Origin of the sequence: Duganella sp. Root1480D1 (genome assembly GCF_001427305.1) — a bacterium.
Classification (GTDB): Bacteria; Pseudomonadota; Gammaproteobacteria; order Burkholderiales; family Burkholderiaceae_D; genus Rugamonas.
In genome coordinates, this window is sequence record NZ_LMFZ01000001.1 from 302331 (window position 1) to 328331 (window position 26001).

General features: G+C 64.9%; 22 protein-coding genes. 7 read left to right on the forward strand and 15 right to left on the reverse strand.

Features of this window, described 5'->3' with window-relative positions; all coding sequences use genetic code 11:
- Window positions 1-10: 10 nt before the first annotated feature.
- The 6 genes from ASD58_RS01540 to ASD58_RS01565 all read right to left on the reverse strand — a co-directional run bounded on the left by ASD58_RS01540 (window position 11) and on the right by ASD58_RS01565 (window position 12663).
- On the reverse strand, window positions 11-1390 hold the full coding sequence (locus ASD58_RS01540) for an efflux transporter outer membrane subunit (RefSeq protein WP_057259336.1): 1380 nt from the start codon (window positions 1388-1390) through the stop codon (window positions 11-13).
- Window positions 1387-4569, reverse strand: a complete 3183-nt coding sequence (locus tag ASD58_RS01545; RefSeq protein ID WP_057259337.1) for an efflux RND transporter permease subunit — start codon at window positions 4567-4569, stop codon at window positions 1387-1389. The genes ASD58_RS01540 and ASD58_RS01545 overlap by 4 nt, the downstream gene beginning before the upstream one ends.
- Entirely contained in the window at window positions 4566-7622 is a 3057-nt protein-coding gene (locus tag ASD58_RS01550) for an efflux RND transporter permease subunit (protein WP_057259338.1), read from the reverse strand. Before ASD58_RS01550 ends, ASD58_RS01545 begins: the two co-directional genes overlap by 4 nt.
- Complete coding sequence (locus ASD58_RS01555; protein ID WP_082565158.1) at window positions 7619-9109, reverse strand: efflux RND transporter periplasmic adaptor subunit; 1491 nt, start codon at window positions 9107-9109, stop codon at window positions 7619-7621. The genes ASD58_RS01550 and ASD58_RS01555 overlap by 4 nt, the downstream gene beginning before the upstream one ends.
- Window positions 9110-9289: 180 nt before the next feature.
- Window positions 9290-11167, reverse strand: coding sequence for a signal peptide peptidase SppA (gene sppA / locus ASD58_RS01560; RefSeq protein WP_057259339.1), 1878 nt, complete (start codon window positions 11165-11167; stop codon window positions 9290-9292).
- 26 nt (window positions 11168-11193) lie between these two features.
- Window positions 11194-12663 carry a sodium:solute symporter gene (locus tag ASD58_RS01565; RefSeq protein ID WP_057259340.1) on the reverse strand — a complete coding sequence of 490 codons (1470 nt, stop codon included), beginning with the start codon at window positions 12661-12663 and terminating at the stop codon, window positions 11194-11196.
- 89 nt (window positions 12664-12752) lie between these two features.
- On the opposite strand from ASD58_RS01565, the gene dgt reads away from it, so the two are divergent.
- The 3 genes from dgt to ASD58_RS01580 are packed head-to-tail and all read left to right on the forward strand — an operon-like array spanning window position 12753 to window position 15125.
- Complete coding sequence (dgt, locus tag ASD58_RS01570; RefSeq protein WP_057259341.1) at window positions 12753-13976, forward strand: dGTP triphosphohydrolase; 1224 nt, start codon at window positions 12753-12755, stop codon at window positions 13974-13976.
- The gene (locus ASD58_RS01575) at window positions 13973-14902 is read left to right on the forward strand and encodes a GyrI-like domain-containing protein (RefSeq protein WP_057259342.1); all 930 of its coding nucleotides are present in this window, start codon (window positions 13973-13975) and stop codon (window positions 14900-14902) included. Before dgt ends, ASD58_RS01575 begins: the two co-directional genes overlap by 4 nt.
- A 4-nt stretch (window positions 14903-14906) precedes the next feature.
- Window positions 14907-15125, forward strand: coding sequence for a DUF3820 family protein (locus tag ASD58_RS01580; protein ID WP_057259343.1), 219 nt, complete (start codon window positions 14907-14909; stop codon window positions 15123-15125).
- A 7-nt stretch (window positions 15126-15132) separates the two neighbouring features.
- On the opposite strand, the gene ASD58_RS01585 is transcribed toward ASD58_RS01580, so the two are convergent.
- Entirely contained in the window at window positions 15133-15681 is a 549-nt protein-coding gene (locus ASD58_RS01585; protein WP_057259344.1) for a type II secretion system protein, read from the reverse strand.
- Between the two features lie 103 nt (window positions 15682-15784).
- Between ASD58_RS01585 and ASD58_RS01590 the strand changes: the two genes are divergently transcribed.
- A complete protein-coding gene (locus ASD58_RS01590; RefSeq protein ID WP_200951554.1) occupies window positions 15785-17032 on the forward strand; it encodes a dipeptidase in 1248 nt (415 codons plus the stop codon).
- Here the strand turns inward: ASD58_RS01590 and ASD58_RS01595 are convergent.
- From ASD58_RS01595 to ASD58_RS01605, 3 genes are read right to left on the reverse strand one after another with little or no spacing between them, the layout of a single operon-like run.
- Window positions 16989-17390 (reverse strand): PPC domain-containing DNA-binding protein, encoded by a 402-nt coding sequence (locus ASD58_RS01595; protein ID WP_057259693.1) that lies wholly within the window; start codon window positions 17388-17390, stop codon window positions 16989-16991. The genes ASD58_RS01590 and ASD58_RS01595 overlap by 44 nt on opposite strands.
- On the reverse strand, window positions 17390-17770 hold the full coding sequence (locus ASD58_RS01600; RefSeq protein WP_057259345.1) for a glutaredoxin: 381 nt from the start codon (window positions 17768-17770) through the stop codon (window positions 17390-17392). The genes ASD58_RS01595 and ASD58_RS01600 overlap by 1 nt, the downstream gene beginning before the upstream one ends.
- On the reverse strand, window positions 17767-18192 hold the full coding sequence (locus ASD58_RS01605) for a DUF1810 domain-containing protein (protein WP_057259346.1): 426 nt from the start codon (window positions 18190-18192) through the stop codon (window positions 17767-17769). The genes ASD58_RS01600 and ASD58_RS01605 overlap by 4 nt, the downstream gene beginning before the upstream one ends.
- Before the next feature lie 126 nt (window positions 18193-18318).
- Between ASD58_RS01605 and ASD58_RS01610 the strand changes: the two genes are divergently transcribed.
- Complete coding sequence (locus ASD58_RS01610; RefSeq protein WP_057259694.1) at window positions 18319-18663, forward strand: KGG domain-containing protein; 345 nt, start codon at window positions 18319-18321, stop codon at window positions 18661-18663.
- On the opposite strand, the gene ASD58_RS01615 is transcribed toward ASD58_RS01610, so the two are convergent.
- The 5 genes from ASD58_RS01615 to ASD58_RS01635 form a co-directional block, all read right to left on the reverse strand.
- Window positions 18660-19571 (reverse strand): DMT family transporter, encoded by a 912-nt coding sequence (locus ASD58_RS01615; RefSeq protein WP_057259347.1) that lies wholly within the window; start codon window positions 19569-19571, stop codon window positions 18660-18662. The genes ASD58_RS01610 and ASD58_RS01615 overlap by 4 nt on opposite strands.
- Entirely contained in the window at window positions 19568-20107 is a 540-nt protein-coding gene (locus ASD58_RS01620; protein WP_082565193.1) for a glutathione binding-like protein, read from the reverse strand. The genes ASD58_RS01615 and ASD58_RS01620 overlap by 4 nt, the downstream gene beginning before the upstream one ends.
- Window positions 20108-20183: 76 nt before the next feature.
- Window positions 20184-22343, reverse strand: coding sequence for a bifunctional diguanylate cyclase/phosphodiesterase (locus tag ASD58_RS01625; RefSeq protein ID WP_057259349.1), 2160 nt, complete (start codon window positions 22341-22343; stop codon window positions 20184-20186).
- The gene (locus ASD58_RS01630; RefSeq protein WP_156401102.1) at window positions 22336-23292 is read right to left on the reverse strand and encodes an EAL and HDOD domain-containing protein; all 957 of its coding nucleotides are present in this window, start codon (window positions 23290-23292) and stop codon (window positions 22336-22338) included. Before ASD58_RS01630 ends, ASD58_RS01625 begins: the two co-directional genes overlap by 8 nt.
- An 84-nt stretch (window positions 23293-23376) precedes the next feature.
- Window positions 23377-24309, reverse strand: a complete 933-nt coding sequence (locus ASD58_RS01635; RefSeq protein ID WP_057259351.1) for a LysR substrate-binding domain-containing protein — start codon at window positions 24307-24309, stop codon at window positions 23377-23379.
- A gap of 105 nt (window positions 24310-24414) precedes the next feature.
- Here ASD58_RS01635 and ASD58_RS01640 point away from each other — a divergent pair, with 105 nt between their 5' ends.
- Both ASD58_RS01640 and ribA read left to right on the forward strand, forming a co-directional pair.
- Window positions 24415-25113, forward strand: a complete 699-nt coding sequence (locus ASD58_RS01640; RefSeq protein ID WP_057259352.1) for a pirin family protein — start codon at window positions 24415-24417, stop codon at window positions 25111-25113.
- Between the two features lie 221 nt (window positions 25114-25334).
- On the forward strand, window positions 25335-25988 hold the full coding sequence (gene ribA, locus ASD58_RS01645; protein ID WP_057259353.1) for a GTP cyclohydrolase II: 654 nt from the start codon (window positions 25335-25337) through the stop codon (window positions 25986-25988).
- Window positions 25989-26001: the final 13 nt, after the last annotated feature.

The following is a 26001-nucleotide window of genomic DNA, read 5'->3' on the forward strand; positions in this document are numbered from 1 at the left end:
CGCCTGTCGGTTATATGCCCTGCCAGCCGCCGCCCAGCGCCTGCACCAGCGCCACCGCCGTCGACTGACGATCGGCCTGCGCCTGCAGCAGCGCGCGGCGGGCATTGAGCGCCGTCACCTGGGCCGTCACCACGTCGGTATAAGCGACCTGGCCGGCCCGGTAGCGGTTCAACATTTGCTGCTCGACCTGGCTGGCCGAATTGGCCGACGCCTCGCGCAGCGACTGCTGCTGCGCCAGCACCTTGCTGGCCGCCAACTGGTCTTCCACGTCGGCCAGCGCGCTCAGGACCGACTGGCGATAGGTGGCCACTGCCACGTCGCGCTCGGCGCTGGCCTGGTCGACGCGGGCGCCGGTGGCGCCGGCATTGAATACCGCTTGCGCCGCCGACAGGCCGAGCGACCACAGGGTGTTGGAGGCGCTGAACAAGCCGCCAAGCTGGCTGCCTGCCACGCCGTAGCTGCCGCCCAGGCTCAGGCTGGGGAAATAGGCGCTGCGGGCGATGCCGATCTGTGCGTTGGCGGCCGCCACCCGGCGTTCGGCAGCCGCAATGTCGGGACGGCGCTCCAGCAGCGTCGAGGGCACGCCGACCGGAATGGCCGGCACTTGCAACGACCAAGGCGCAGCAGACAGCGCGAAATCGGCTGGTGCCTTGCCAAGCAGGATGGCAATGGCGTGTTCGAGCTGGGCGCGCTGGCGCTGCGCGGTGAGGCGGTCGGCGCTGGCGTTGGCAAGCTGGGTCTGGGCTTGCAGCAGGTCGGAGCTGGGGGCCACGCCGGCAGTCACGCGGTTCTGGGTAATCTGCAGCACGCGCTCGTAGCCTTCCACTGTTTCGCCCAGCAGCGCCAGTTGGGCATCCGCCAGGCGCAGGCCGATGTAATTGGCGGCCAGTTCGCCCTGCGCCGCCAGCCGCGCGGCTGCCAGGTCGGCCGAGCTGGCCTGGGCGCTGGCCTGGGCGCCGCTGACGCCCTCGCGCAGCCGGCCCCACACGTCCGGCTCCCAGCTGGCGCCGATATTGACGCGGTACTGGTTGGCGGTGCGGGGGGCACCACCTGAGCCGCCGCCGCTGCGGTTGGCGCTGGCGTCCAGCGTCACGACCGGGAACAGCGCGGCACGCTGCTCGGCCACCGCGGCGCGGGCCTGGGCGTAGCGCGCCGCGGCTGCCGCCACGTTCTGGTTGTTCACTTCCACCTGTTTGGCCAGCTCATTGAGCGTAGCATCGCCGAACAGCTCCCACCACGGGCCTTTTTCCAGCAGGTCGGCCGGGGCGGCAGGCTGCCAGCCTTGTGCCTCCTTGAATTGAGCCGACAGTGGCGCCGCCGGCACCTGGTACGCGGGGCCGGTGGCGCAGCCGGCCAGTGCCAGGGTGAACGCGCCGAGAATTTTTTTCATGGTGTCGCCTTTGCGCCACGCAGGCGCATCTTATCGAGCAGCAGGTAGACCACGGGTGTGGTCAGTAAAGTGAGCAACTGGCTGGCGACCAGGCCGCCGATGATGGCGATGCCAAGCGGCTGGCGCAACTCCGAGCCTTCGCCAAAGCCGATCGCCAGCGGCAGTGCGCCCAGTGCGGCCGCCATGGTGGTCATCAGGATCGGGCGGAAGCGCAACAGGCAGGCTTCCCGCACCGCGCTGCGCGAGTCCAGGCCGCGCGTGCGTTCCGCCTCCAGCGCAAAGTCGATGATCAGGATGGCGTTCTTTTTCACGATGCCGATCAGCAGAAATACCCCGATCAGGGCGATCAGCGAGAACTCCATGCGGAACATCAGCAGCGCCAGCACCGCGCCTACGCCAGCCGAGGGCAGCGTCGACAGCACCGTAATCGGGTGCACCAGGCTTTCGTACAGCATGCCCAGCACGATGTAGATCACCACCAGCGCGGCGGCGATCAGGAGCGGCTGCTGCTGGTTGGTTTCCTGCGCCGTGCGCGCGGTGCCCTGGAAGCTGCCGCGGACATTGTTCGGCATGCCGATGGCATTTTCCGCATCCTTCACAGCTTGCTGGGCCTCGCCCAGGCTGGCACCGTCGGCCAGGTTGAAGGACACGGTGGTCGCCAGTTCGCCATCCTGGTGGTTGACCGAGGCCGGCGTGGAGCGTTCGGCAAACGAGGCCAGCGCCGCCAGCGGCACCATGGCGTCCGGCTGCAAGCTCAGTGCCGAACCGCCGGAAGGATCGCGCATCCCGGCCCCGACCACCGAGCCGCTGGCGCTGGCACTGGTACCGGCGCTGGTGCTGGCGGCTGCGCGGCGGCCCACGTAGACGTCGGCCAGCGCCTCGGGACTTTGCGCATATTCCGGCGCCACCTCCATCACCACCTTGTACTGGTTCAGCTCATCGTAAATCGTCGCCACCTGGCGCTGCCCGAAGGCGTTGTACAGCGCATTGTCGACGTCCTTCATGGAAAGTCCCATGCGCGACACCATATCCTTGTCGGCCGCAACGAAAGTCTCGACGCCGTTGTCGGCCTGGTCGGTATCCACGTCCACCAGCGCCTTCTGCCGCTTCATTTCATCGGCCAGACGCGAAGCCCAGCGCTTCAAGTCGGCGCGGTTGTCGCTTTTCAGCGTGTACTGATAGGTGGAATTGCTCTGCCGCCCGCCCATGCGCAAGTCCTGTACCGTATTCAGGAACAGCGACACGCCGGTGACCCGCGCCAGCTTGGGCCGCAAGCGGGCGATCACCTGCTGCCCCGTCACGTCGCGCTCGGCCGCCGGCTTCAGGCTGACAAACATGAAGCCGCCGCCCGCCCGCGAACCGCCGGTAAAGCCGACCACCGTCGCCACTGCCGGATCGGCGCGAATGATGTTCACCAGTTGCCGCAGCTTGCCCTGCATGGCCTGGAAGGAAATGCTCTGGTCGGCCCGGATGCCGCCGTTGATCTGCCCCGTGTCCTGTTGCGGGAAAAATCCCTTCGGCGCCGCTGCGTACAGGTAGACATTCAGGCCCACCACGAATACCAGGACCAGCATCACCAGCCAGGCGCTGGCGAGCGCCCAGTCCAGCGACTTCTCGTACATGCGCAGGATGATGCCGAAGCCGCGCTCGAACCAGCGTGCCACGCGCCCCGCCGGCTTTTGCCCGGCGCCCGGCCGCAGCAGCCAGGCGCACAGCATCGGCGTGGTGGTCAGCGAGATCACCAGCGAGATCATCACGGCAGCCGACAGCGTCACGGCAAACTCGCGGAACAGCCGCCCCACCTGGCCGCCCATGAACAGCAGCGGAATGAAGACCGCCACCAGCGACACGCTGATCGACAATACCGTGAAGCCGACTTCCTTTGCCCCTTGCAGCGCGGCCGCAAAACGCTCCATGCCCTGTTCCATGTGGCGCGCCGTGTTTTCCAGCACCACGATGGCGTCATCGACCACGAAGCCGGTGGCCACCGTCAACGCCATCAGGCTAAGGTTGTTCAGGCTGAAGCCCAGCAGGTACATCACGCCGAAAGTTCCCAGCAGCGACACCACCGTGGCAATTGCCGGGATCACGGTCGCGCGGGCGCTGCGCAGGAAGGCGCTCACCACCAGCACCACCAATACGATGGAAATCAGCAGCGTGAATTCGATTTCCAGCAGCGAGGAACGGATCGAATTGGTGCTGTCCGAGGCCACCTGCAATTTCACGTCCTGCGGCAACTGGGCCTGCAACTGAGGCAGCAAGGCGCGCACCGCATCCACCGTCTCGATCACGTTTGCGCCGGGCTGGCGCGTTACCAGCACGATGACAGCCGGCTCGCCGTTGAACAGGCCCAGCGTGTTGCGGTTCTCCGCGCCGTCCGTCACCTGCGCTATGTCGTCGAGCCGGATCGCCGCGCCATCGCGCCACGCCACCACCAGGTCGCGATAGTCCGCCGCACTGCGGCCGCCGCTGGCCGTGGACGCCGCCGAATAGATCTGCAGGCGCCGCCCTTCCACTTCGATGGCGCCCTTGGGGCGGTTGGCATTGGTGGCCTGGATCGCGGCCCGCACGTCTTCCGACGACACGCCATAGCGGTTCAGCGCAAACGGCAGCAGTTCTACGCGCACTGCCGGCAGCGAGCCGCCGCCGATCTCCACGTCGCCAACGCCTTTCACCTGCGCCAGTTTCTGCTGCACGATGTTCGACACCGACTCGTACACCTGGCCCGGGCTGCGGGTAGCCGACGTCAACGCCAGGATGATCACCGGCGCGTCGGAAGGATTGGCCTTGCGGTAGGTCGGGTTGCTGCGCAGCGTGGCCGGCAGGTCGGCACGCGAGGCGTTGATGGCCGCCTGCACCTCGCGCGCAGCGGCATCGATCTTGCGGTTCAATTCAAATTGCAGGTTGACGCGCGTCGAGCCGCTGCCGGAGGAGGAAGTCACCTCGTTGACGCCCGCAATCACTGCCAGCCGCCGCTCCAGCGGCGTGGCCACGCTGCTTGCCATGGTGTCGGGACTGGCGCCAGGCAAGCTGGCGCTGACCGAGATCGAGGGATAGTCCACCTGCGGCAGCGGCGACACCGGCAGCACGAAGAAGGCTGCAATGCCGGCCAGCGCCAGCCCGATGGTCAGCAGCACCGTGGCAATCGGACGGCGGACAAAGGGCTCGGACAGGTTCATGCCGCCCCCTCGCTTTCGCGGCGGCGGCGCTGCGCAAGGCGGTCAAAGGCCAGGTAGATTACCGGCGTGGTGTACAGCGTGAGCAACTGGCTGACAATCAGGCCGCCGAAGATGGACAGGCCCAGCGGCCGGCGCAACTCGGCGCCCTCGCCCCAGCCGAACATCAGCGGGATGGCTGCAAACAGCGCCGCCATGGTGGTCATCAGGATAGGCCGCAGCCGCAGCAGCGCCGCCTGGTGGATCGCGTCGCGCGGCGCCATGCCCTGCTCGCGCTCCGCCTCGATGGCGAAGTCGATCATCATGATGGCGTTTTTCTTGACAATGCCGATCAGCAGGATGATGCCGATGATGCCGATCACGCCCAGCTCCTGGCCCGTCAGCATCAGCGCCAGCAGCGCGCCCACGCCGGCCGAGGGCAGCGTGGACAGGATGGTCAACGGGTGGATATAGCTTTCGTACAGCACGCCCAGCACGATGTACACGCATACCACTGCCGCCAGGATCAGCCAGAGCTGGTTGCTCAGCGAAGCCTGGTAGGCGCCTGCCGCGCCAAGGAAGGTCAGGCTGACCGACTGCGGCAGTCCCACTTCCTTCGCTGCCTCGCGGATCGCGTCGACCGCCTGGCCCAGGGCCACGCCCGGCGCGGCATCGAAGCCGATGGTAGTGGCCGGGTATTGCGCCACATGGGTGACCTGCAGCGGCGCCGGGCGTTCCTGCACGCTGGCGATGGCCGACAGGGGCGTCGGCTTGCCGCTGCCGGTGCGCAGTTGCAGGTTGCCCAGCGCTTCCGGCGTGTCCATGCGGTCCTGGTCGGCTTCGAGGATCACGCGATACTGGTTGGTCTCGGTGAAAATGGTGGAGACGATGCGCTGGCCGAAGGCGCTGTACAGCGCGTCGTCCACGGCGGCAGCGGTGATCGACAGCCGCGAGGCGGTATCGCGGTCGATGCTGACGTAGGCGCCGGCGCCTGAGGCGCCCACGTCGGACACCACATTGCGCAGGCGCGCCTTGCTTGCCATGCGCTCGGCCAGCTTGCCCGCCCATTCGGACACGGTGGCGTTGTCGGCCCCCTCCAGCGAGACGCGGTACTGGGTCGGGCCGCTTTCGGCGTCGATGGTGAGGTCCTGGGTCGGCTGCAGGTACAGCTTGACGCCGGCCACTTGCGCCACGCGGTTGCGCAGGCGCTCCATCACCACTTGCAGCTTGTCGCGCTCCGGCTTCAGGTTGACCAGCATGCTGCCGGTGTGCAGCATGGTGTTGTTGCCGGCGTCGACGCCGACCACGGAGCTGAGCGAAGCGACGGCCGGGTCGTCCAGCATGGCGCGCGCCGCCTGCTGCTGCAGCTGCGCCATGCGCTCGTAAGAGACAGTCTGCGCGGCCTCGATGCGCGCCTGCAACTGGCCGGTGTCCTGGGTCGGGAACAGGCCCTTGGGAATCCACAGGTAGAGCAGTACCGTCAGCAGCAGCGTGCCCAGCGCCACCAGCAGGGTCAGGCCCTGCCGCTCCAGCACCCATTGCAGGCTGCCGTCGTAGCGCTTGACCAGACGGTCGAACAGGGTCGCCTCATGCTCCTGATGCCCGGCCAGCCAGCGGCCCGACATCATCGGCACCAGGGTCAGCGACACCACGGCGGAAATCAGGATGGTGATCGCCAGCGTGACGGCAAATTCGCGGAACAGGCGGCCCACCACGTCGCCCATGAACAGCAGCGGGATCAGCACGGCGATCAGCGACACCGTCAGGGAAATGATGGTGAAGCCGATCTGCTGCGCACCTTTGAGGGCGGCGTTCATCGGCGTCTCGCCTTGTTCGATATGGCGCGCGATATTCTCGATCATGACGATGGCATCGTCCACCACGAAACCGGTGGCAATGGTAAGCGCCATCAGGCTGAGGTTATTCAGGCTATAGCCCAGCAGGTACATCACGCCGAAAGTGCCGACCAGCGAGATCGGCACCGCCAGGCTGGCAATCACCGTGGCGCGCGGACTGCGCAGGAAGGCGAAGATCACCAGCACCACCAGCACCACGGCCAGCAGCAGCTCCAGTTCCACGTGCAGCACCGAGGCGCGGATGCCATGCGTGCGGTCGCTCAGGACCGTGACGTCGATGGCGCCGGGCAGGCTGGCCTGCAGTTCCGGCAAGCGTTCCTTGATCGCGTCCACCGTGGCGATCACGTTGGCGCCGGGCTGGCGTTGCACGTCGAGGATGATGGCGGGCGTCAGGCCGGCCCAGGCGCCGAGCTTGACGTTTTCCGCGCTGTCGACCACGCGGGCCACGTCCTGCAGCCGCACCGGGGCGCCGTTGCGGTAGGAGACGATCAACTGGCGGTATTCGTCGGCCGCCAGCAACTGGTCGTTGGCGTTGATGGTGAAGGCGCGTGCGGGCCCGTCAAAGCTGCCCTTGGCGCTGTTGGCGTTGGCTGCCGTGATGGCCGTGCGCAGCGTATCGAGGCCAAGGCCGTAGCTGGCCAGGGCTTGCGTGTCGGCCTGGATCCGCACTGCGGGACGCTGGCCGCCGCCCAGGGTGACCAGGCCGACGCCGTTGACCTGGCTGATTTTCAGCGCCAGCCGCGTGTTGACGATGTTCTGCACTTCCGTCAGCGGCATGGTTTTCGACGTGATGGCCAGCGTCAGTACCGGCGCATCGGCCGGGTTCACCTTGGCGTACACCGGCGGCGCCGGCAGGTCGGTCGGCAGCAGCGAGCCGCCGGCGTTGATGGCGGCCTGCACTTCCTGTTCGGCCACGTCCAGCGTCTGGCCCAGGCTGAATTGCAGGGTGATGATGGAGACCCCGGCGGCACTGGTGGAGCTCATGCGCTGCAGGCCCGCCATCTGGCCGAATTGGCGCTCCAGCGGCGCCGTGACCGTGCGGCCCATCACTTCCGGGCTGGCGCCGGGATATAGCGTGCGCACCTGGATCGTCGGGAAGTCGACTTGCGGCAGCGCCGACAGCGGCAGGAAGCGATAGCCAAGCAGGCCGGCCAGCACGATGGCCAGCATGAATAGCGCCGTCGCCACCGGCCGCTGGATGAAAGGCGCCGATGGACTCATCGCGTCGCGCCGTCCGCAGCCCGGCCCTCGCCACGCGCGCCTGCACCCGGCGCGCTGGCGGCGTCACCGGCCTGGTCGCGGTGACGCCGCCATTTGCCGCCGCCCTCGCCTGCCGTGCCTCGCTCGCCCGGCGCTGCAGCAGAAGCTGCGCCATCGGCCGCCGCGTCGCCAGGATTTCGCCCGGCCCGGCCTTCGCGCCGCGAACGGCCCGAATGCTCGCCGTCGGCCCCGGGCCGCTGCGACGGCAAGGTCACGCGCGCCCCATCCTTGATGCGGTCCGCTCCTTCGGTGATCACCTGCTCGCCAGCGGCCAGGCCACTCTCGATCTGCACCTTGTCCACGGTGGCAATGCCACGCCTGACCGGCCGCAGCGAGGCCGTCTGTCCATCCTGCAGCACGTACACATAGTCGCCGGAAGAACCATGCCGCAAGGCCGTCACCGGCACCACCACCGCATCCTTGATGGTACGCAGCTCCAGGCGCACGTTCACGAACTGGCTGGGGAATAAGGAAGAACCGGCATTGGCAAAGCGCGCCTTGGCCATCACGGTGCCGGTCTGCGTATCGACCTGGTTATCCAGCGCATGGAACTCGCCCTTCTCCAGCACCGTGCTGCGGGTGCGGTCATACGCCAGCGCCGCCATGCGGGCGCCGGCACGATCGCCGGAGCGCGGCGCCAACTCGGACACCCGGTCCTGCGGCACCGCGAACTCCACGTCGATCGGCGCCAACTGCGTGATCACGGCAATTCCCGCCGCATCGCTGGAGCCGACCAGGTTGCCGATATCGACCACCCGCAGGCCGACCCGCCCGCTGATTGGCGCAACAACCCTGGTATAGCCAAGATTCAGGCGCGCCGTGCCTTCGTTGGCGCGGTCGGTGGTGACCGTGCCCTGGAGCTGCTTGACCAGCGCCGCCTGCGTGTCGACGTCCTGCCGTGCGATGGAATCCTGCGACAGCAAGGTGCGGTAGCGCTCCAGCGTCAGCCGCGCATTCTCCAGTTGCGCCTCGTCGCGCTCGCGCTGCCCGGTGGCCTGCATCAATTGCAGCTCGAACTGGCGCGGATCGATCTGGGCCAGCACCTGGCCGGCCTTCACCATCTGGCCTTCCTGGAACAGGACTTTCTGCAGGATGCCTGAAACCTGCGGCCGGACCGTCGTGGTAGCGGCGGCGGTGACGGTGCCGAGTGCGTCCAGGGTGACCGGCAAATCCGCCTTCTCGGCAGTCGCCACGCCAACCGTGGCAGCCGGACCGCGACCGCTGCGCCCACCGCGGCCGCCGGCGCCCTGCCCGGCTGCGCCAGCGCCAGCAGCGGCTGGGGTACCCGAACCACCCGGCCCGCCCTCGGCAGGGCCGCGGTGGGTCAGGTACCAGGCCAGGCCGCCCAGGGCCAGCATGCCAAGCAGGGCGGCAAGTCCCCCGATCCAGCGCGCCCGCTGGCTGGCGCGCGGTTTCGACGGGGCATGTGAGCTTGTGGGAGTCTCCATAGGGCGACCCTTTCTTCTTCTGGTAAGTATTCGAATTGACTCTAGCACAGCGCCCTTGCCCCAATGCGTTAGGCAAGAAACATCAGAAACAATTCGAGCGCCGCGGCGCCCCAAAAGAAAAGCCGCCAGACTGGCTGGCGGCTTGGTTCCTGTAATAACTGCTTACAAAGCTGCTACAAACTAGTCCGGCGAACTGCAGAGGCAATGGGTCAGCGCCATGAACGGCTTGCGCTGGGCGGTCATCTCATTCAGCCAGCCCAGGTCCTGCACCACTTCGGTGGCCACGCCAGCCGGCACGCCGGCCGGCAGCAGCGAGGCGCGCGCCTGGTCGCCGAAGGCCTTGGCGGCGGCAGCCTTGGCGCTCGATGCGCCGAAGAATTCCAGCACTTTGTCGAAGCGCGACACTTCACGCTCGATGTACACCACACGCGGCTCGCCGCTCAGCTTGGCGCGCCGCGCGGCTGCCTTCAACGCATCCTGGTAGCCGCCCAGCGTGTCCACCAGGCCGCGTTCCTGCGCCTGTGCGCCGGTCCAGACCCGGCCCTGGCCTACGGCATCGATCTTGTCGGCCGTGGTATTGCGCGCCTTGGCTGCCTTGGCGGTGAATTCCTGGTAGGTGTGGCCGATCGCGCTCTGGATCAACTGGCCGAAGCGCGGATCCATCGGGCGCAGCGGATTGCCCGCATCGCCCAGCCAGGTGGTAGTCTGGCCAGCAGTGTGGATGCCCAGCTTGTCGATCACCTTGTCCACGGTCGGGAACAGCGCGAACACACCGATCGAACCGGTGATGGTGGCCGGATCGGCAATCACCTCATCCGACGACATCGAAATCCAGTAGCCGCCGGAGGCGGCCACATTGCCCATCGAAACGACCACCGGCTTGCCCGCAGCGCGGGTCAGCTCCAGCTCACGGCGGATCAGTTCCGAGCCGAAGGCGCTGCCACCAGGCGAGTCAACGCGCAGCACCACCGCCTTGATCGAGCTGTCTTCGCGCGCCATGCGCACCAGGCGCGCGGTGGAAGCGCCGCCAATCTGGCCGGCCGGCGCATCGCCGTCGCTGATTTCGCCCACTGCCATCACCACGCCGATCGCATCGCCGGTCAGTTTCGGGAACACGCGTGCCAGGTAGTCGTGATAGCTGACCTGGCGGAACGATTTGGCGGACGGATCGTCCACGCCGCGCTTGGTCATCATCACGCGCAGTTCATCCTTGGTCTTCAGGCCGTCAACCAGCTTGGCATTCAGCGCCACCTGCGCCAGGTTGCCCTTGGCTTCGGCCACCAGGGCCGGCAGCTTGTCGATCGCCTTCATCAGGGCGCCTTCCGGCATCTTGCGCGACTGCTCAACCTGGGCGGTGTAGCGCGCCCACAGGTCGTTGTACAGGAAGGCATCCGCTTCCGCCGCCGCCGGCGAAGGACCGTTGGCGATGAACGGCTCGGCAAAGCTCTTGTAAGTGCCGACCTTCATCAGGTTGACGGTCACGCCGACCTTGTCCAGCGCATCGCGGTAGTAATTGCGGTACTTGCCGAAGCCATCGAGGAATACGGCGCCCATCGGGTGCAGGTAGACTTCGTCGGCATGGATGGCGATCTGGTACTGGCGCTGGTTATAGCTGGAACCCCAGGCGACAACCTTCTTGCCGCTGGCCTTGAAGCGGTCCACGGCAGCGCCGATCTCGCGCAGCATGGCCTGGCCGCCGCCCTGCATTTCGTCCAGCACCAGCACGGCGCCGCCGATTTGCGGGTCCTTGGCGGCCGCATCGAGCACGTTCAACACATCGCGCAGCTGCACCGACTTGTGCACTTCGCCGCCGGCCAGGCCGGCCATCAGGGCGTCGCGGCTGCTGCCGGACGATTGCTCCACCAAAGCGCCTTCCAGGTTCAACACCAGCATGGTCTTGTCGCCCAAAGGCTTGACGCCGCCGCCGAACATGGCGGCAATCAGCAGCACCACCAGCAGCAGGAACAGGAAGTTCATGGTGGCGCGGCGGCTTTTATCCACGGCGTCCCAGAACCAGGCAAATCCACCGCGGACATACGAGAAAACAGAGCGGGACATCTTTACTCCTAGTGCAAAAAATGTAACTACTTCACACTATAAGCGACATTCGCTTGATCGGGTGAAGAAATGAGGTAGAGCCCAGCCATAACCAGCAGGCCGTTAATCACCAGCAGTTCCAGTCCAATGCGGTAACTGCCGAACAGGCTTTGCTGGTTGAAGTCGACCAGGGCGCACAGCAGCGGCCCAGCCAGCGCCACCCACGGCACCAGCTTGTCGTTCACCGCCCGCTTGCTGAGCAGGCCGAAGGCGAACAGGCCAAGCAGCGGGCCATAGGTATAGCCGGCCAGCTTCAGGATCATGCCGATCATGCTGGCGCTGTCGATCCATTTGAACACCATCACCATCAGCAGGAACAGCGCGCAGAACGCCAGATGCACCCGGTGCCGGATGCGCAGTTGGGCGCCCTCGCCCAGGTCGCTGCGCCGTTTCAGGCCCAGCATGTCGATGCAGAAGGACGAGGTCAGCGCGGTGATCGCGCCATCCGCGCTCGGGAACAAGGCGCTGATCAGGCCAATGATGAACACCAGTTGCAGCAGCGCCGGCATATGCCCCATCACCACCGCCGGGAAAATCCTGTCGCCGGCCGCCGTCACGCCCACCTGCGGCGCATACAGGTACAGCAGGCCGCCGAGGAACAGGAACAGCGCCAGCACGCCGGCCAGGATGGCGTTCAGCGCCAGCATGTTTTTCTGCGAGTCGCCCAAGGTCTTGACCGAGATATTCTTCTGCATCATTTCCTGGTCCATGCCGGTCATCGTGACGACGATGAAAACGCCGGCCACGATCTGCTTCCAGAAATGGCCCGGGCTATTGATGTCCATGGTGAATACCCGCGCCAGGCCGGCCGAACGCATGCGCTCCAGGCTTTCCAGCACCCCCAGGTTCATCTCGTTCAGCAGGAACACCGTACAGGCCACCAGGCCCAGCAGCATGCCGGTCGTTTGCAGGGTGTCGGTCCAGACGATGGTCTTGACCCCGCCCTCATAGGTATACAGCAAGATCATCGCCAGGATGACCAGGTTGGTGAGCCAGAACGGCACGCCAAGGCTGTCCAGGATCACCGCCTGCAGGATGTTCACCACCAGATACAGGCGCGCCGTGGCGCCCAGTGTGCGCGACAAAATAAAGAACGCCGCCCCGCTCTGGTAGGCGCGGCGGCCCAGCCGCACATCGAGGTAATGGTAAATAGAGGTCAGCCTCAGGCGGTAGTACAGCGGCAGCAGCACATAGGCCACGGCGAGGTAGCCCAGCACATAGCCGATCATGATCTGCATATAGCCAAAGCCGTCGCGCCCCACCGCACCCGGCACGCTGATGAAAGTCACGCCGCTCAGCGTGGTGCCCACCATGCCGAAGGCCACCAGCATCCAGTTCGAACTCTTGTTCCCGATGAAGAAGCTGTCGTTGTTGGCGTTGCGCGAAGTGGCCCAGGCCACGCCGAGCAGCAGGCCGAAATAAGCCAGCACCACGAGGAACAGTGAAACAGGTGACATTTTGTTATCCAGCGATGAAACAATTTGGGCTGCAATATACACTGGAATGCCGAAGCGCCTTAGAATCGCCTGCAAAACTGAGGAAAACAATGTACGACCAACCGACTATCGATTTCGCCCGCGCCCAGGAGGCGCTGGTACTGCCGCTCGAATACCGGGTCCATGCCCAGGCCGACGGCCGCGGCGAGGGCCGCGAGGAATGCATGCGCGATTATGCGCGCGTGCTGTATTCCTCCTCTTTCCGCCGGCTGCAGGGCAAGATGCAACTGCTTGGCGTGGACGCCAACCGCTTCAACCGCAACCGCCTGACGCACAGCCTGGAAGTGGCGCAGATCGCCCGCTCCATCGCGGCCGACCTGGGGCTGGAACGCAGCGTGGTGTCCGAAACCTGCTCGCTGGCGCACGACATCGGCAACCCGCCCTTCGGCCATTACGGCGAGAAGATCCTGGACGAACTGGCGGCCGGTTGCGGCGGCTTTGAGGGCAATGCGCAGGCATTCCGCACCCTGCGCACGCTGGAGAAGAAGCACCACGCCTACGCCGGCCTGAACCTGACCGTGCGCTCCCTGCTCGGCATCACCAAGTACTTCCAGCGCCGCGCCGACAATCCGAAGAAATTCCTGTACGACGAGGACTACGAATTCCTCATTGCGCAGTTGAATGCGCGCGGCGTATCCCTGAGCAAGAGCATCGACGCCCAGATCATGGACCTGGCCGACGAAATCGCCTACGCCGCGCACGACGTGGAAGATGCGCTGAGCTTCGGCATCATCACCTGGGGCGAAATCGTCCACGAATTCAAGATCAGCAAGGACTTTTCCGGCGCCTACGAGCAGTTCGCCAGCATCGCCAACCACGCCCACGAAGAGGCGCTGAAATGCGATATGCAGGAAAGCTCGGAGGAATATTCCATCGTGCTGCGCAAGGAGCTGACCTCGCAGATCGTGCATGAACTGTGCCGCGACATCGCCGTGGTGGAAGGCAGGCACGGTCCGGAGCTGGGCTACCGCACCAAGGGCCTGCTGGCGCGCGGCCTGAAAAGCCTGCTGTGGCGCGCCATCCTGCGCAAGAAGGACGTGCAGCTCTATGAAAAGCGCGGCGAGAAGATCATTCGCGGCCTGTTCGAAGTCCTGACCGACAAGAACTACAACAAGGGCGGCATCCTGCTGCCGCCGGCCATCCGCAGCCTGAACGATTCGCGCGAGCGGCTGGTGGTGGATTACATCTCCGGCATGATGGATTCCTACGCCGCCAAGGAATACGAAAAGTACTTCGGCCCCGGCAGCCTCGATCGGATCTATCCACTGGCATGAACGATCCGCGCAGCGAATACGAGCGCCGCATGAACCGTGTGCTCGACCACATCGACCGCAACCTGGACGCGCAGCTCGACCTGCCTGCGCTGGCCGACATCGCCAATTTCTCGCGCTACCATTTCCACCGCATTTTCGCCGGCTGGATGGGCGAGACCATCGGCGACTATGTGCGCCGGCGACGGCTGGAAGTCGCAGCGCACAAGCTGGCAGCCGGCGGCAGCGTGCTCGAGGTCGCGCTGTCTACCGGCTTCGGCTCGGGCGAAGCCTTTGCGCGCGCCTTCAAGATCCGCTTCGGCAGCACGCCGACCGAGTGGCGCAACAGCACGCCCGAGCGCACGGCCGCATTCCTGGCAGCGCAAAAAAGCAATTTGAGTCAGGCGAACAGCAAGTACGGTCAGGCCGGCAACGGTGCGAGCGGCGAACATGACGTCTCCCACAACCCATTCGGAGAAACGATCATGGAAGTCAACATCGTCGACATGCAAGCTGCCCGCGTCGCCTACCGCCGCCACATCGGCCCATACGGCCCGGCTGTCGGCCAATTCTGGGCGCAGGCCGTCATGCCCTGGATGCTGGGCCACGGCCTGGCCGGTGCCACCTGCTATGGCATCGGCCACGACGACCCAAGCGTCACCCCGGCCGACAAATGCCGCTACGATGCCTGCGTCGAAATCCCGGCCGGCTTCGAGCCCGGCGGACAATTCAGCGTTGCCAACCTGCCCGGCGGGCGCTACGCTGTCACCCGCTACACCGGTTCGCCGCGCGATATCGGTCCGGTGTGGAACCGCCTGATGAAGGAATGGCTGCCGTCCAGCGGTTTGCAGTGCGACGAACGCCCATGCTTCGAGCGTTATGAAAACCTGGCGACGCAAACCGACGGCAGCTTTACCTGCGAAATCTGCATCCCTGTGAAAGCACTGTAAGACAATGAACCCGGAATACCTGGCAATGCTGGTGGCGCGCGATATGCCCTATGGGAAGTACAAGGGCCGCAAGCTGGCCGACTTGCCGGGCCATTACCTGGGCTGGATGGCGCGCGAAGGTTTCCCGAAAGGGGAACTGGGCGCGCTGCTGGCATTGATGTACGAGATCGACCACAACAACCTGCGCGCCCTGCTCGACCCGCTGCGCGCAGGCAGGAGATGAACTGGCTTCAGCAGCCGCTGGTATTGGCCCTGATGACCGGCGCTGCGCCACCGTTATAGGTGTATTGGACGGAGCACTGCATCGGCGTCGGCGCGCTTTCGATCCGCCAGCCTGCGTCGCCGCCCGGGATCTGGCTGTTGCCGTAGCCATAGAACGTGTAGTCGCCGGCAGGGACGGCGCTTGGGGAAAGATAGCAGCCGCCGCTTGGGACTTTGGAGCCCTGCAGGGCGACCCCGATGCCATCGCACCAGCGGTCCGGGTAGCCGCTCCAGACGCGCATGGAGGTGCCGTTATCAATATCGACGAAAGTAATGTTGGCGATACTGCTGGCAGTGCCCTCGCCGCGCAGCGCTGTCAGCGAACGCACCAGGCCGATGGAAGTCTTGACGGTGCCGGCCAGTGCCTGGATCGACGCGGCACGGGCCGACTGCCCGAAGTTGAGGAAACGCGGAAGCGCAAGCGCAGCTAGAATCCCGAGTATGACCAAGACGACAATGAGTTCGATGAGCGTAAAACCCTTGGCCGGGGCTTTGCGCGCTTGGGACTGGCGGAGCATGGAGATTCATCCTGAATTTGGTCTCTGGAGTATACAGTCGTTTTTGCGTTAATGCATGAATCAATGCCTTTTTATCAACACATTCAATCCGCACGGAGACAAATTGAAACGCATTTCCATAGCAATCATCAGTGGCCTGCTGCTCAGCGCCCCGGCCTTTGCGCAAGACGCCGCCTTGCAGCACGCCCGCGCCTTGCTCGACAAAGTCCCGCTGATCGACGGTCACAACGACCTGCCCTGGACCATCCGCGAAGACGCAGCCCATCCGATGGACGTGGAACACTACGACCTGCGCCAGCGCACCCCGCACGAAACCGACCTGGCGCGCCTGAAGCAAGGCAAGCTGTCGGCCCAGTTCTGGAGCGTCTATGTGCCTGGCGAATTGAAAAGCGGCTGGGCCGTCACCCAGCTTGAGCAGATCGACCTGGCACGCCGCTTGATCGCGAGGTATCCGGAAAGCCTGGTGCTGGCCACCCGCAGCAGCGACGTCGCCAAGGCCAGGCGCGAAGGCAAGATCGCCAGCTTCATCGGCATGGAAGGCGGCCACGTGATCGAGAACAGCCTGGGCGCACTGCGCGCCTACTACGAGCTTGGCGCCCGCTACATGACCCTGACCCACAACACCACGCTGGACTGGGCCGACGCCGCCATGGGCGAGCGCAAACACGGCGGCCTGACGCCGTTCGGCAAGGAAGTGGTGCGCGAAATGAACCGCCTTGGCATGCTGGTGGACCTGAGCCACGTCAGCACGGAAGTGATGCAGCAGGCGCTCGACACCAGCGAAGCGCCGGTGATCTTCTCGCACTCCAGCGCCCGTGCCCTGGACGACCATCCGCGCAACGTGCCCGACGAAGTGCTGAAACGCCTGCCCGCCAACGGCGGCGTGGTGATGGTGACTTTTGTGCCCGCCTTTATCTCGCCCCAGGTCGCCGCCTGGCATAAAGGGATGAACGAGGCCGTAACGGCGTCCGGCGTCAAGCCGGGCACGCCGGAGTTCACCGCAGTCAAGGACGCCTATGCCGCCAAAGCCGGCCCGCTGCCGAAAGCCACCTTATCCATGGTGGCCGACCACATCGAACACGTGGCGCGCATAGCGGGAAAGGACCACGTCGGCATCGCCGGCGACTATTACGGCTCCGTCAATCCGGACGGCCTGGAGGACGTATCGACCTACCCTGCCCTGTTCGCGGAATTGATCCGCCGCGGCTGGAACGACAAGGACCTGGCCAAGCTGGCCGGCGGCAACCTGGTGCGCGCCTTTGCCGGCGCCGAACAGGTCGCGGCCCGTTTGCAGAAGGAGCGCAAGCCTAGCCTGGCGCGGGTCGAATCGCCAACTCCGCAAAGCCCGTAAGCGGATCGTGCTCGCGCGAGAACCGGTGCGCTGGCAGCAGCACCAGCAGCAATTCGGCCGTGGTGCGCACAATGCAGCCGCGGCCCGCATGGCCGCCGAAGACCCGGCCGCGCGCATCGGACAGCATCATGTGCAGGTGGGCGCCGTCCGGCGCCACGGAACCGGCCACCGTCAGGATCTCCAGGTCGCCCAGCAACTCGGTGGGCTGCGCCAAGCCGGCATAGCGGATCTGCGCCACCGACAGGCTGCCGATGCCTTGCACCAGGTAGCCCGCTGCCGCCCCGGCATCGCGCAGCGCCTGTTCCACGGCGCCGCGCAAGTCATCGCCTGGATTCAGGCGCAAAGGCAGTGCGTCGATCATCCCTGCAGGCGCGGCGCCACCAGCGATGTGAATTCGCCTTTTTCGATCAGGCGTTCCAGGTCGTTATAACCGCCGATCAGGACGCCGTCGATGAAAATCATCGGGAAGGTTGGCCAGCCGGTCCACATCTTCAGCGCGGTGCGGCGGCGCCATTGGCTGAAGTAGCTGCCGTATTCGAGGTAGGCGTACTTGGTGCCCTGTGCGTCCAGCAGGCGGCAGGATTTTTTCGGGAACGGGTTCTGGCGCATGCCGACGACGACTACGCGGTTGGCCGCAACGGCCGCCTGCACTTCCGCCACGATGTCGGCATGGTTTTTCGCCACGCGTTCGCGGATGGCCGGGTGCAGGTGGGCGTCGTCGAGGATGGTACGGGTCATTGTTTTTCCTTGTGCAGTAAGTCCAACGTGGCCTGGTCGGGCACGCCGCCAAAATATTTGTCGAGGCAAGCGCGGAACAGCGCTTCATCCGGCGCAACTTGCGCGAACAGCGTCATCGACGAATGGAATTTCATATTGTCCGGCGACCCGAAGATACCATGGACTGTGGCTCCCTGGACAGCCAGCACCAGCGCGCAGCATGCGCGCAGCCTGGCGCCAAGCACGGGATGCGCCAGGTAGGCGCGCGCTTCGTCCAGCCCGCTGATCGCATAGTGCTGCGCCATCGCGCTGGAACCAAGGCCAGCCAATTGCGGGAAGATGAACCACATCCAATGGCTACCCTTGCGTCCAGCCGACAGTTCCTTAACCACCTGTTGGTAGACACTTTCCTGTGCAGCGACAAAGCGATCCAGCTGGTACATGGCCTGCCTCAAAGTGTTACTTTTCAATGAGCCATTGTCCTACAAAGTCTGGTAGCGTGTTCTGATTAATTGCTGCCCCAGCCACGCCTACCATGACGACTCCTTGAACCGAAATGGGAGATGATCATGGCATCGAGTAATCAAGACAATCGCGGCGGTAATAAACAGTCGGGCGACACCAGCAACCGTGGCTTCGCATCGATGGACCCGGAAAAACAGCGCGAGATCGCCAGCGAAGGCGGCAAGGCAGCCCACGCATCCGGCAATGCACACGAGTTCACCTCGGAAGAAGCACGCAAGGCCGGCAGCATGAGCCACAAGAATGACGGCAACCGCCAGTCCGGTTCCGACTCCGGTGGCGGCAGCCGCCAAAGCGGCAGCGGCGGTAGCGGTGGCGGCACCCGCGGCGGCACGCCCGAACAGCACGCCGAAGCCGGCCGCCAAAGCCACAAAAACGATGACAAGCGCTAAGCGCGCCTAGTCACGAACGGAACCGTCCAGCGCGACGGTTCAACAAGCCCGGTGGTCAGCGCGCAACCCGCGAGGATCACCAGGCAGCTCAATCCCATCTGCAGCGAGAAGGTCTCCCCCAGGAACAGGCAGCCCCACAGTACGCCGAAGGCCGGGATCAGGAACAGCGCACTCATCGCCTTGCTCGCACCCAGCCGCGCAATCAGACCGAAGAACAGCACATACGCAAAGGTCGTGCACAGCGCAGCCAGCGCCAGCACCGCGCCCCATGCCTTGGCCGACGGCGGCTGCTGCGGCCACCACGCCATTGCAGGGCCAATCAGCAGCACGGCTGCCACCATCTGGCTACCGGTCGCCACGGCCAGGGGCGGCGCTTCGGCAAGGAAGCGCTTGCTGAAGTTGCCCGAAATTCCATACAGCAGGGTCGCCGCCAGGCAAGCCAGCGAAGCCAGCACCGTGCGCAGCATGTCTTGCTGGGGCAGGAAATGCAGCTTGCCCGCTACCAGCAGCACTACGCCGCCAAACCCCAGCGACAGTCCGGCCATGCGTGTGAGCGTCAGGCGCTCGCCGAGCCAGATGGCGCCGATCAGGGCCGCAAACAGGGGAGTGGTCGCGCTCAGGATGGACGACAGGCCGGCCGGAATGGTCAGCGCCGCGAAATTAAACAGCAGGAAAGGCAGCGCCGCATTCGTTACCCCGACAAAGCCGATGCCGCGCCAATGCTGGCGCAGCGATCCCAGCTGGCCGCGCCACAACAGCAGCGGCAACAGCAGCAGCGCCGCAGCGACTGCCCGCACGCCGCCCATCGCCGCCGCGCCAAACTCCGGCGCGCCGACCCGGATGAACAGGTAAGACGCGCCCCAGATCGCTGCCACCGACAGCATGCTCCCTGCATCGGCCCGCCTCATGGCAACACCTCGGCCAGCGCTTCGTTCTCGGCTGGTGCCGCTGCGCGATCGAGGGCGCCATAAGTCCGCTGCGTGGCCGCCTTCTGGCTGATGGCATGGAACCAGCGCGCCAGGTTGGGATAGGCGGCCAGCGCCGCGCCACGCGCGCTCACCCAGGGGAAGCAGGCGATATCGGCTACCGAGTATTGCTCGCCGCACAGGTAGGCTTGTTCGGCAAGCTGCTTGTCGAGCACATCGTAGAGCTCGGCAGTTTCATTGCCGCGGCACTCGAACGCCTTCTGCCAGAACAGCCACTGCCGCGCCCCGGTCCGTGCGCGCATGCCGGCCGGCAGGCCGAAGCCCGCCTTTTCGGCCAGGTAGAGCAGCATGGCGCCGGACTCCTGCAGCGGCAGCGGTTCGCCGGCATCCGTCGGCCAATGGTCCACCATCGCCAGCGATTTGGCATGGGGAATGCGCCGGTACGGCAATCCGGTCTCTTCCAGGAACATCAGCAATTGCTGCCCTTGGGGTGTTGCGACGTAGTAGAAGTCCAGCATGGCCATCCCTTTCGATGTTGTCAGGGATAGTGTGCGCCGCAACCTGGCTCCAACAAAGATCCAGGAATGATGGATTTTATAGAGCCAGCGTCGCTTGCCGCCCAGTCACCGCCAGGCGCTTGCCCTCGCGCAGCATGCGTTCGAAGTCGGCCGCGCCGACCGGCTGGCTGAACAGGTAGCCCTGGAGCTGGTCGCAGCCCAGGTCGCGCAGGAAGCTCATCTGTTCGATGGTTTCCACGCCCTCGGCCACGATTTCCTGCCGCAACTGCTTGGCCATGGTGACAATGGCGCGCGCTATGGCGCAGTCGTTTTCCTCGAACGGCAGGCCGACCACGAAGGCGCGGTCGATTTTCAGCGTGCTGATCGGGAATTTTTTCAGGTAGGCCAGGCTGGAATAGCCGGTGCCGAAATCGTCCAGCGCCAGCGACAGGCCCAACGCCACCAGCCCGTTCATGATGGCGATCACATTGTCCGTTCCGCGCACCAGCAGGCTCTCCGTGATCTCCAGCATCAGTTGCTCGGGATGGACCTGGTGCCGCGCCAGTACGCCAGCCACATGTTGCGGCAGCTTTTCGTCGAACTGGCGCGCGGACAGGTTGACGGCAATTGGCGGCATCATCAGGTTGGCGTCGCGCCAGGCCGCAATCTGGCGGCAAGCCTCATCCAGCACCCAATTGCCCAACTCAAGGATCAGGCCCGTCTCCTCCGCGACCGGGATGAACACGCCCGGCGCCACCAGTCCGCGCACCGGATGGCGCCAGCGCAGCAGCGCCTCCGCGCCGACGATGCGCCCGCTGCGCAGGCTGACCTTGGGCTGGTAGTACAGCAGCAGTTCATCGTTGGCCAGCGCCTGCCGCAATTCATTCTCGATGCGCAAATGCTCCTTGGCGCGCTGGTTCATTTCTTCGCTGTAGAACAGCATGGCAGGCGCCTGGCCGGGCATCACGCGCGACATCGCCGCCTCGGCACCGCGTACCAGTTCCGATGCATCCGGCGCATCTTCCGGATAGACGGCGACCCCGATGTGTGCGCCAAGCTGCAAGCTGTGGCTGCCAACGTTCAGCGGCGCATCGAGTGCAGCAATCAGCTTTTGCGCCACGATCGCGGCATGCTCGCGCTTCTCGATTTGCGGCAGCGCTGCAGCAAACTTGGCGCCATCCAGGCGCGCCAGGATATCCTCATCGCGCAGCGCCATGCGGAAGATGCGGCCCACTTCGACCAGCACGGAATTGCTTACCTCATGCCCCAGCGTGTCGCTGATCGCGCCCAGGCGATTCACTTCGACCACCAGCAGCGCACCATGCTCCTGCTTGCGGCGCGCTTCCATCATGGCCTGGCCGAGCAACTGCAGCAGCAGGCCAAGGTTTGGCAAGCCGGTCAGGGTGTCGTAATTGGCCAGGCGCTGCATGCGCTCTTCGGCATCCTTATGCACGCTAATGTCCGAGAACAGCGAAAAGGTGTGGGTGACCGCGCCATCTTCGCCGCGCACGGCACTGACGGTAACGGCTTGCGGGAACAGTTCACCGTTCTTGCGCCGGCCCAGGATCTCGCCGCGCCACGGAGCCGAGCCATGCATGGCCGCCTTGACGCGCGTCGGAAAGTCGGCCCCAGGCTCGCCGGAGCGCAACAAATCCGGTGTCTTGCCCAAGGCTTCCAGCGCGGTGTAGCCGGTGATGCGGGTGAAGGCGCCGTTGACCGACACGATGCGCTGCTGTGCATCGGTGATCAGCACGCCCTGGTCGCCCTCTTCGATAATGCGTGCGTGCAGCCAGGTTCTCTCCTGCTGCGTCAAACCCTCCTGCACCGGCGTGACCAGCACGCGCATGCCGGTGGGATGGCCGACCAGGTCGCGCAGCAGCGTAATATTCAACCGTACCCGGATTACCTCGCCGGACTTTTTGCGGCGCCGCACATCGACCACCGCATGGTCGGCATCCACCACTATCTCATCGACGTCGGCGTCTTCATCATTGTCCGCATACAGGAGCAGCACATGCTGGCCCAGCGCCTCGCTGGCGCGATAGCCGAATAACTGCTCCGCGCCTTCGTTCCAGCCAGTCAGGTAGCCTGCGTAGTCGAGCATCAGTTCCGCGCCAGGCGGCGCCGGCGTGGCAGCCGGCTGCATGCCCCGCAGCGCAGCCTCCAGTTCCGCCAGCGTGGCAACCTGCGCTTCGCCCTGCTGGCCGCGGGCCAACTGGCTCAGTGCCAGGCAACGCACGATCCTGTCCTTATCCATGCTGGCCTGCTTCGCTGGTAACGTTCAACATCCACAGGTTGGCCTCCACCACCAGCCGGTTGAAATCGAGCGCGGGCAATTGCAACGCCTCCAGTTGCCTGGCCACGGCAAGCATGTCGCCATGCTCCGCCGCTTCCACCATTGCCAGCAGTTCGCCCAGCTCGCCCGATTTGGACAGCAAGGCTTGCACTGTCGCGTCGCCCAGTTTCAAGGGCGCCAGCAGCTCGTCCAGCGGCATGCCGAACAACACGCCCAACAGCGAGAACATGCCCGCCATGAACGCTTGTTCCTGCACCTGCTTGCCCTGCCCCGTTTCGTGCGCCAGCAATTCCATGGCGCGTGCACGCACGGCGACACGTGCCAGCAGCATTGGCGAACGCACGTCCTCACTGCTGGCGGCGAACAGCACCAGGTTCAGCCAGCGCCGCAATTGCTGGCGCCCCAGGATCAGGATCGCCTGGCTGAAACTTGTTATCTTGCGGCCCACCCCCACGGCGAGCGAATTCACCAGCTTGAGCAAGTGGTAGGACAGGGTCGGGTCGCGCCGCAGCACTTCTTCGATTTCATGGGTGTCGGCATCGTTGGCGGCCAACTGCACCAGCAGCAGCGCGGTGGCGCGCGACGCTGCTTGCGCGCCGTTCGGGCTGGGTGGCGCCTGCAGCGGCCAATCGCCTTCTATCCAGCCGGCCTTTGCCTGCCGCAGCGGCTCGAACGGGCGATCGTTGCGCTGCAGCACGGCGGCGGGCATGGCATGCAATCCAAGTTCGCTTAGCGCGGCCGCGACCTGCGCGGGAAGCGACTGCCCGTAAAAACTGGGCACCCTGCCGGCCAGTTCGCGCAACTCCACGGGCAGTGCAAGCCCGCCGCTGCCGCAGAACAGCAGGCCGCCCGGCTTGCCCTGGCGGTCCGCCAGAAGCTTCAGGAACAGCGGAGTTGCAAGGTTGGACATGTGCGCCAAGTCGAAGGGGACCAAATCCAATGGTCCCTGAATTAGTTGGCTGGCGTCAACATCAAAACCCTGCAATCAACACGCTTATTGAGCCAACGCAACTCTAGGCAGGTGGAAACATAGACGATCGAACAAGCCAGGTTCCGCCATGCGTTGCTGCCACCAGCGCAAGGCGGCGCCCGATTCGCCGCTGCGCCAGGCCAGGTAAAAAGTTTCGTCCGGTTTCGGCTCTTCCACTTCCTTTTCCACCAGCAGGCCGGCGGCAATCGCCTCGCGCGCGCAGCGCTCCGGCAGGAAGCCGAAGCCCAGTCCCGCCAACTGGTAATCGAACTTGGCTTGCATGGTCGGCACGGTCAGCGTGTCCTGGCCCAGCACCAGGCCGACGGTGCGTGGCGCCAGCAGGCGCGCCGAATCGGCCGTGGCGATCGCGCGGTGGTGCTGCAGGTCGTTGCGGCCCAGGCGGCCCTGCGCATGGGCCAGTGGATGCTGCGGCGCGACTGCGAACACCCATTTCAATTGTCCGATCGGCTGCGACACATAGCCGCCACCGGCTGGGCCGTCGCCAGGCGCACCGACCACGATATCCACGCGCCGGTCCAGCAAGGCTTCCCAACTGCCGCCCAGCGCTTCCTGCACCAGGCGCAGCCGGGTTTGCTGAGCTACTTCGTAAAAGGCGCGGAAGTCCGGCACCAGCACGGCAGCGCCGAACATGGAGTCGAGGCCGATCGCCAGTTCGGTCTCCCATCCCGACGCGACGCGCCGCACGCGCTGCTCCAGGTCGCCCGCCGCTTTCAGCAGGTAGCGCCCTTCCTTCAGCAGTTCATGCCCGGCCGGGGTCAGTTCGACGCGCGGGCCGAAGCGCTCGAACACCTGCACCCCGAGCTCCTCTTCCAGCTTGCCCACGGTGTAGGAAATGGTCGAGGGCACGCGGTACAGCTCGCGCGCGGCAGCAGCAAAGGAACCGCCACGGTCGATGGCGTCCACGATTTGCAGGGCTTCAAGGCTTAATCTGAGCATTCGATTTTTTCGATCATAGAGAGGCAAATTATTCGCTTTTTAACACGATAAACCGCGCCTATACTGTGAAACATCTGATCGAAATTATCGCACAAGGAGCTAATTATGTTGCAAGTACGTAAATCTGAAGACCGCGGTGTTGCCAATTTTGGCTGGCTGGATTCCCGCCACAGCTTTTCCTTCGGCCACTATTACGACCCGAAACACGTGGGTTTCGGTCCGCTGCTGGTGATTAACGAAGACAAGGTGTCTCCTGGCCAGGGTTTCGGCACCCACGGCCACCGCGACATGGAGATCATCTCCTATGTGCTGAGCGGCGCGCTGGAACACAAGGACAGCATGGGCAATGGCTCGGTCCTGCAATACGGCGACGTGCAGCGCATGACGGCAGGTACCGGCGTGCGGCACTCCGAGTACAACCACTCGAACAAGGAAGGCGTGCATTTCCTGCAGATCTGGATCCAGCCTTCGCAAGGCGGCATCGAGCCGGGGTACGAGGAAAAGCACTTCACGCCTGAGAGCAAAACCGGCGGCCTGCGCCTGATTGCTTCGCCGGATGGGCGTGACGGGTCGGTGCTGGTGCACCAGGATGCCTATATCTACGCTTCCATCCTGAATGGCGGCGAAGGCGCGGTGCATGCGCTGGGCACTGGGCGGCAGGCTTATGTCCATGTGATCCGCGGCACGATCACCGTCAACGGCTGCGAGTTGAAAGGTGGTGATGCGGTCAAGATCACTGGCGAGGAGTCGGTTACGCTGTCTGGGGCCGATAATGTTGAAGTTTTGCTGTTTGACCTGCCTTAAACCGGTAAACCGGGGTCTGACCCGCAGGGTCAGACCCCGTCTGCTCAGCGGCCAACAGTTCTGGTTCCAAGCTTTTGACTTATTCAAAAGATCAAGGGCTTCGAACCTGGAACCGCTGGTTTTGAGACCGTTGGGGGGGCCGACCCTGTGGGTCAGACCCCGATTTACCGGGTTTTTGTTATGATTGCAGGGTTCCACAATACAAAGATTGAAAGAGCATCATGCAGCCCGTAGCAGAACAACCGGTAAAAGAAGACCTGGACTACGTCACCTCGTGCGCCCTGCCGACGCCGTGGGCCCAGTTCACGCTGCATGCCTTCGTCGAACACGCCACCGGCAAGGAGCACCTGGCCATGGTGCTGGGCGATATCGGCAATGGCGAGCCAGTGCTGGCGCGCGTGCACTCCGAATGCCTGACCGGCGACGTGCTGTTCTCGCAGCGCTGCGACTGCGGCGCCCAGCTTGAAGGCGCGCTGAAACGCATCGCCGAAGAAGGCCGCGGCGTGCTGCTTTACCTGCGCCAGGAAGGCCGCGGCATTGGCCTGATCAACAAGATGCGCGCCTACCGCCTGCAGGAGCAAGGCGCCGATACCGTGCAGGCCAACGAACAACTGGGCTTCAAACCCGACCAGCGCAACTACGCCCTGGTGGAGCCAATGCTCAAGCAGTTCGGCGTGAAGAGCCTGAAGCTGATGACCAACAATCCGCGCAAGATCGCGGCCATGGGCGCCCTCGGCGTCGAAGTGGCCGAACGGGTGCCGCTGCTGGTCAACCGCAACGCCTTCAACCAGCACTACCTGAATACCAAGGCGCTCAAGCTGGGGCACATGATGACCCCAGTCACACCGCCGGCCGCTGAAGACGGCGAACTGTAATCCCGCCCCGCTC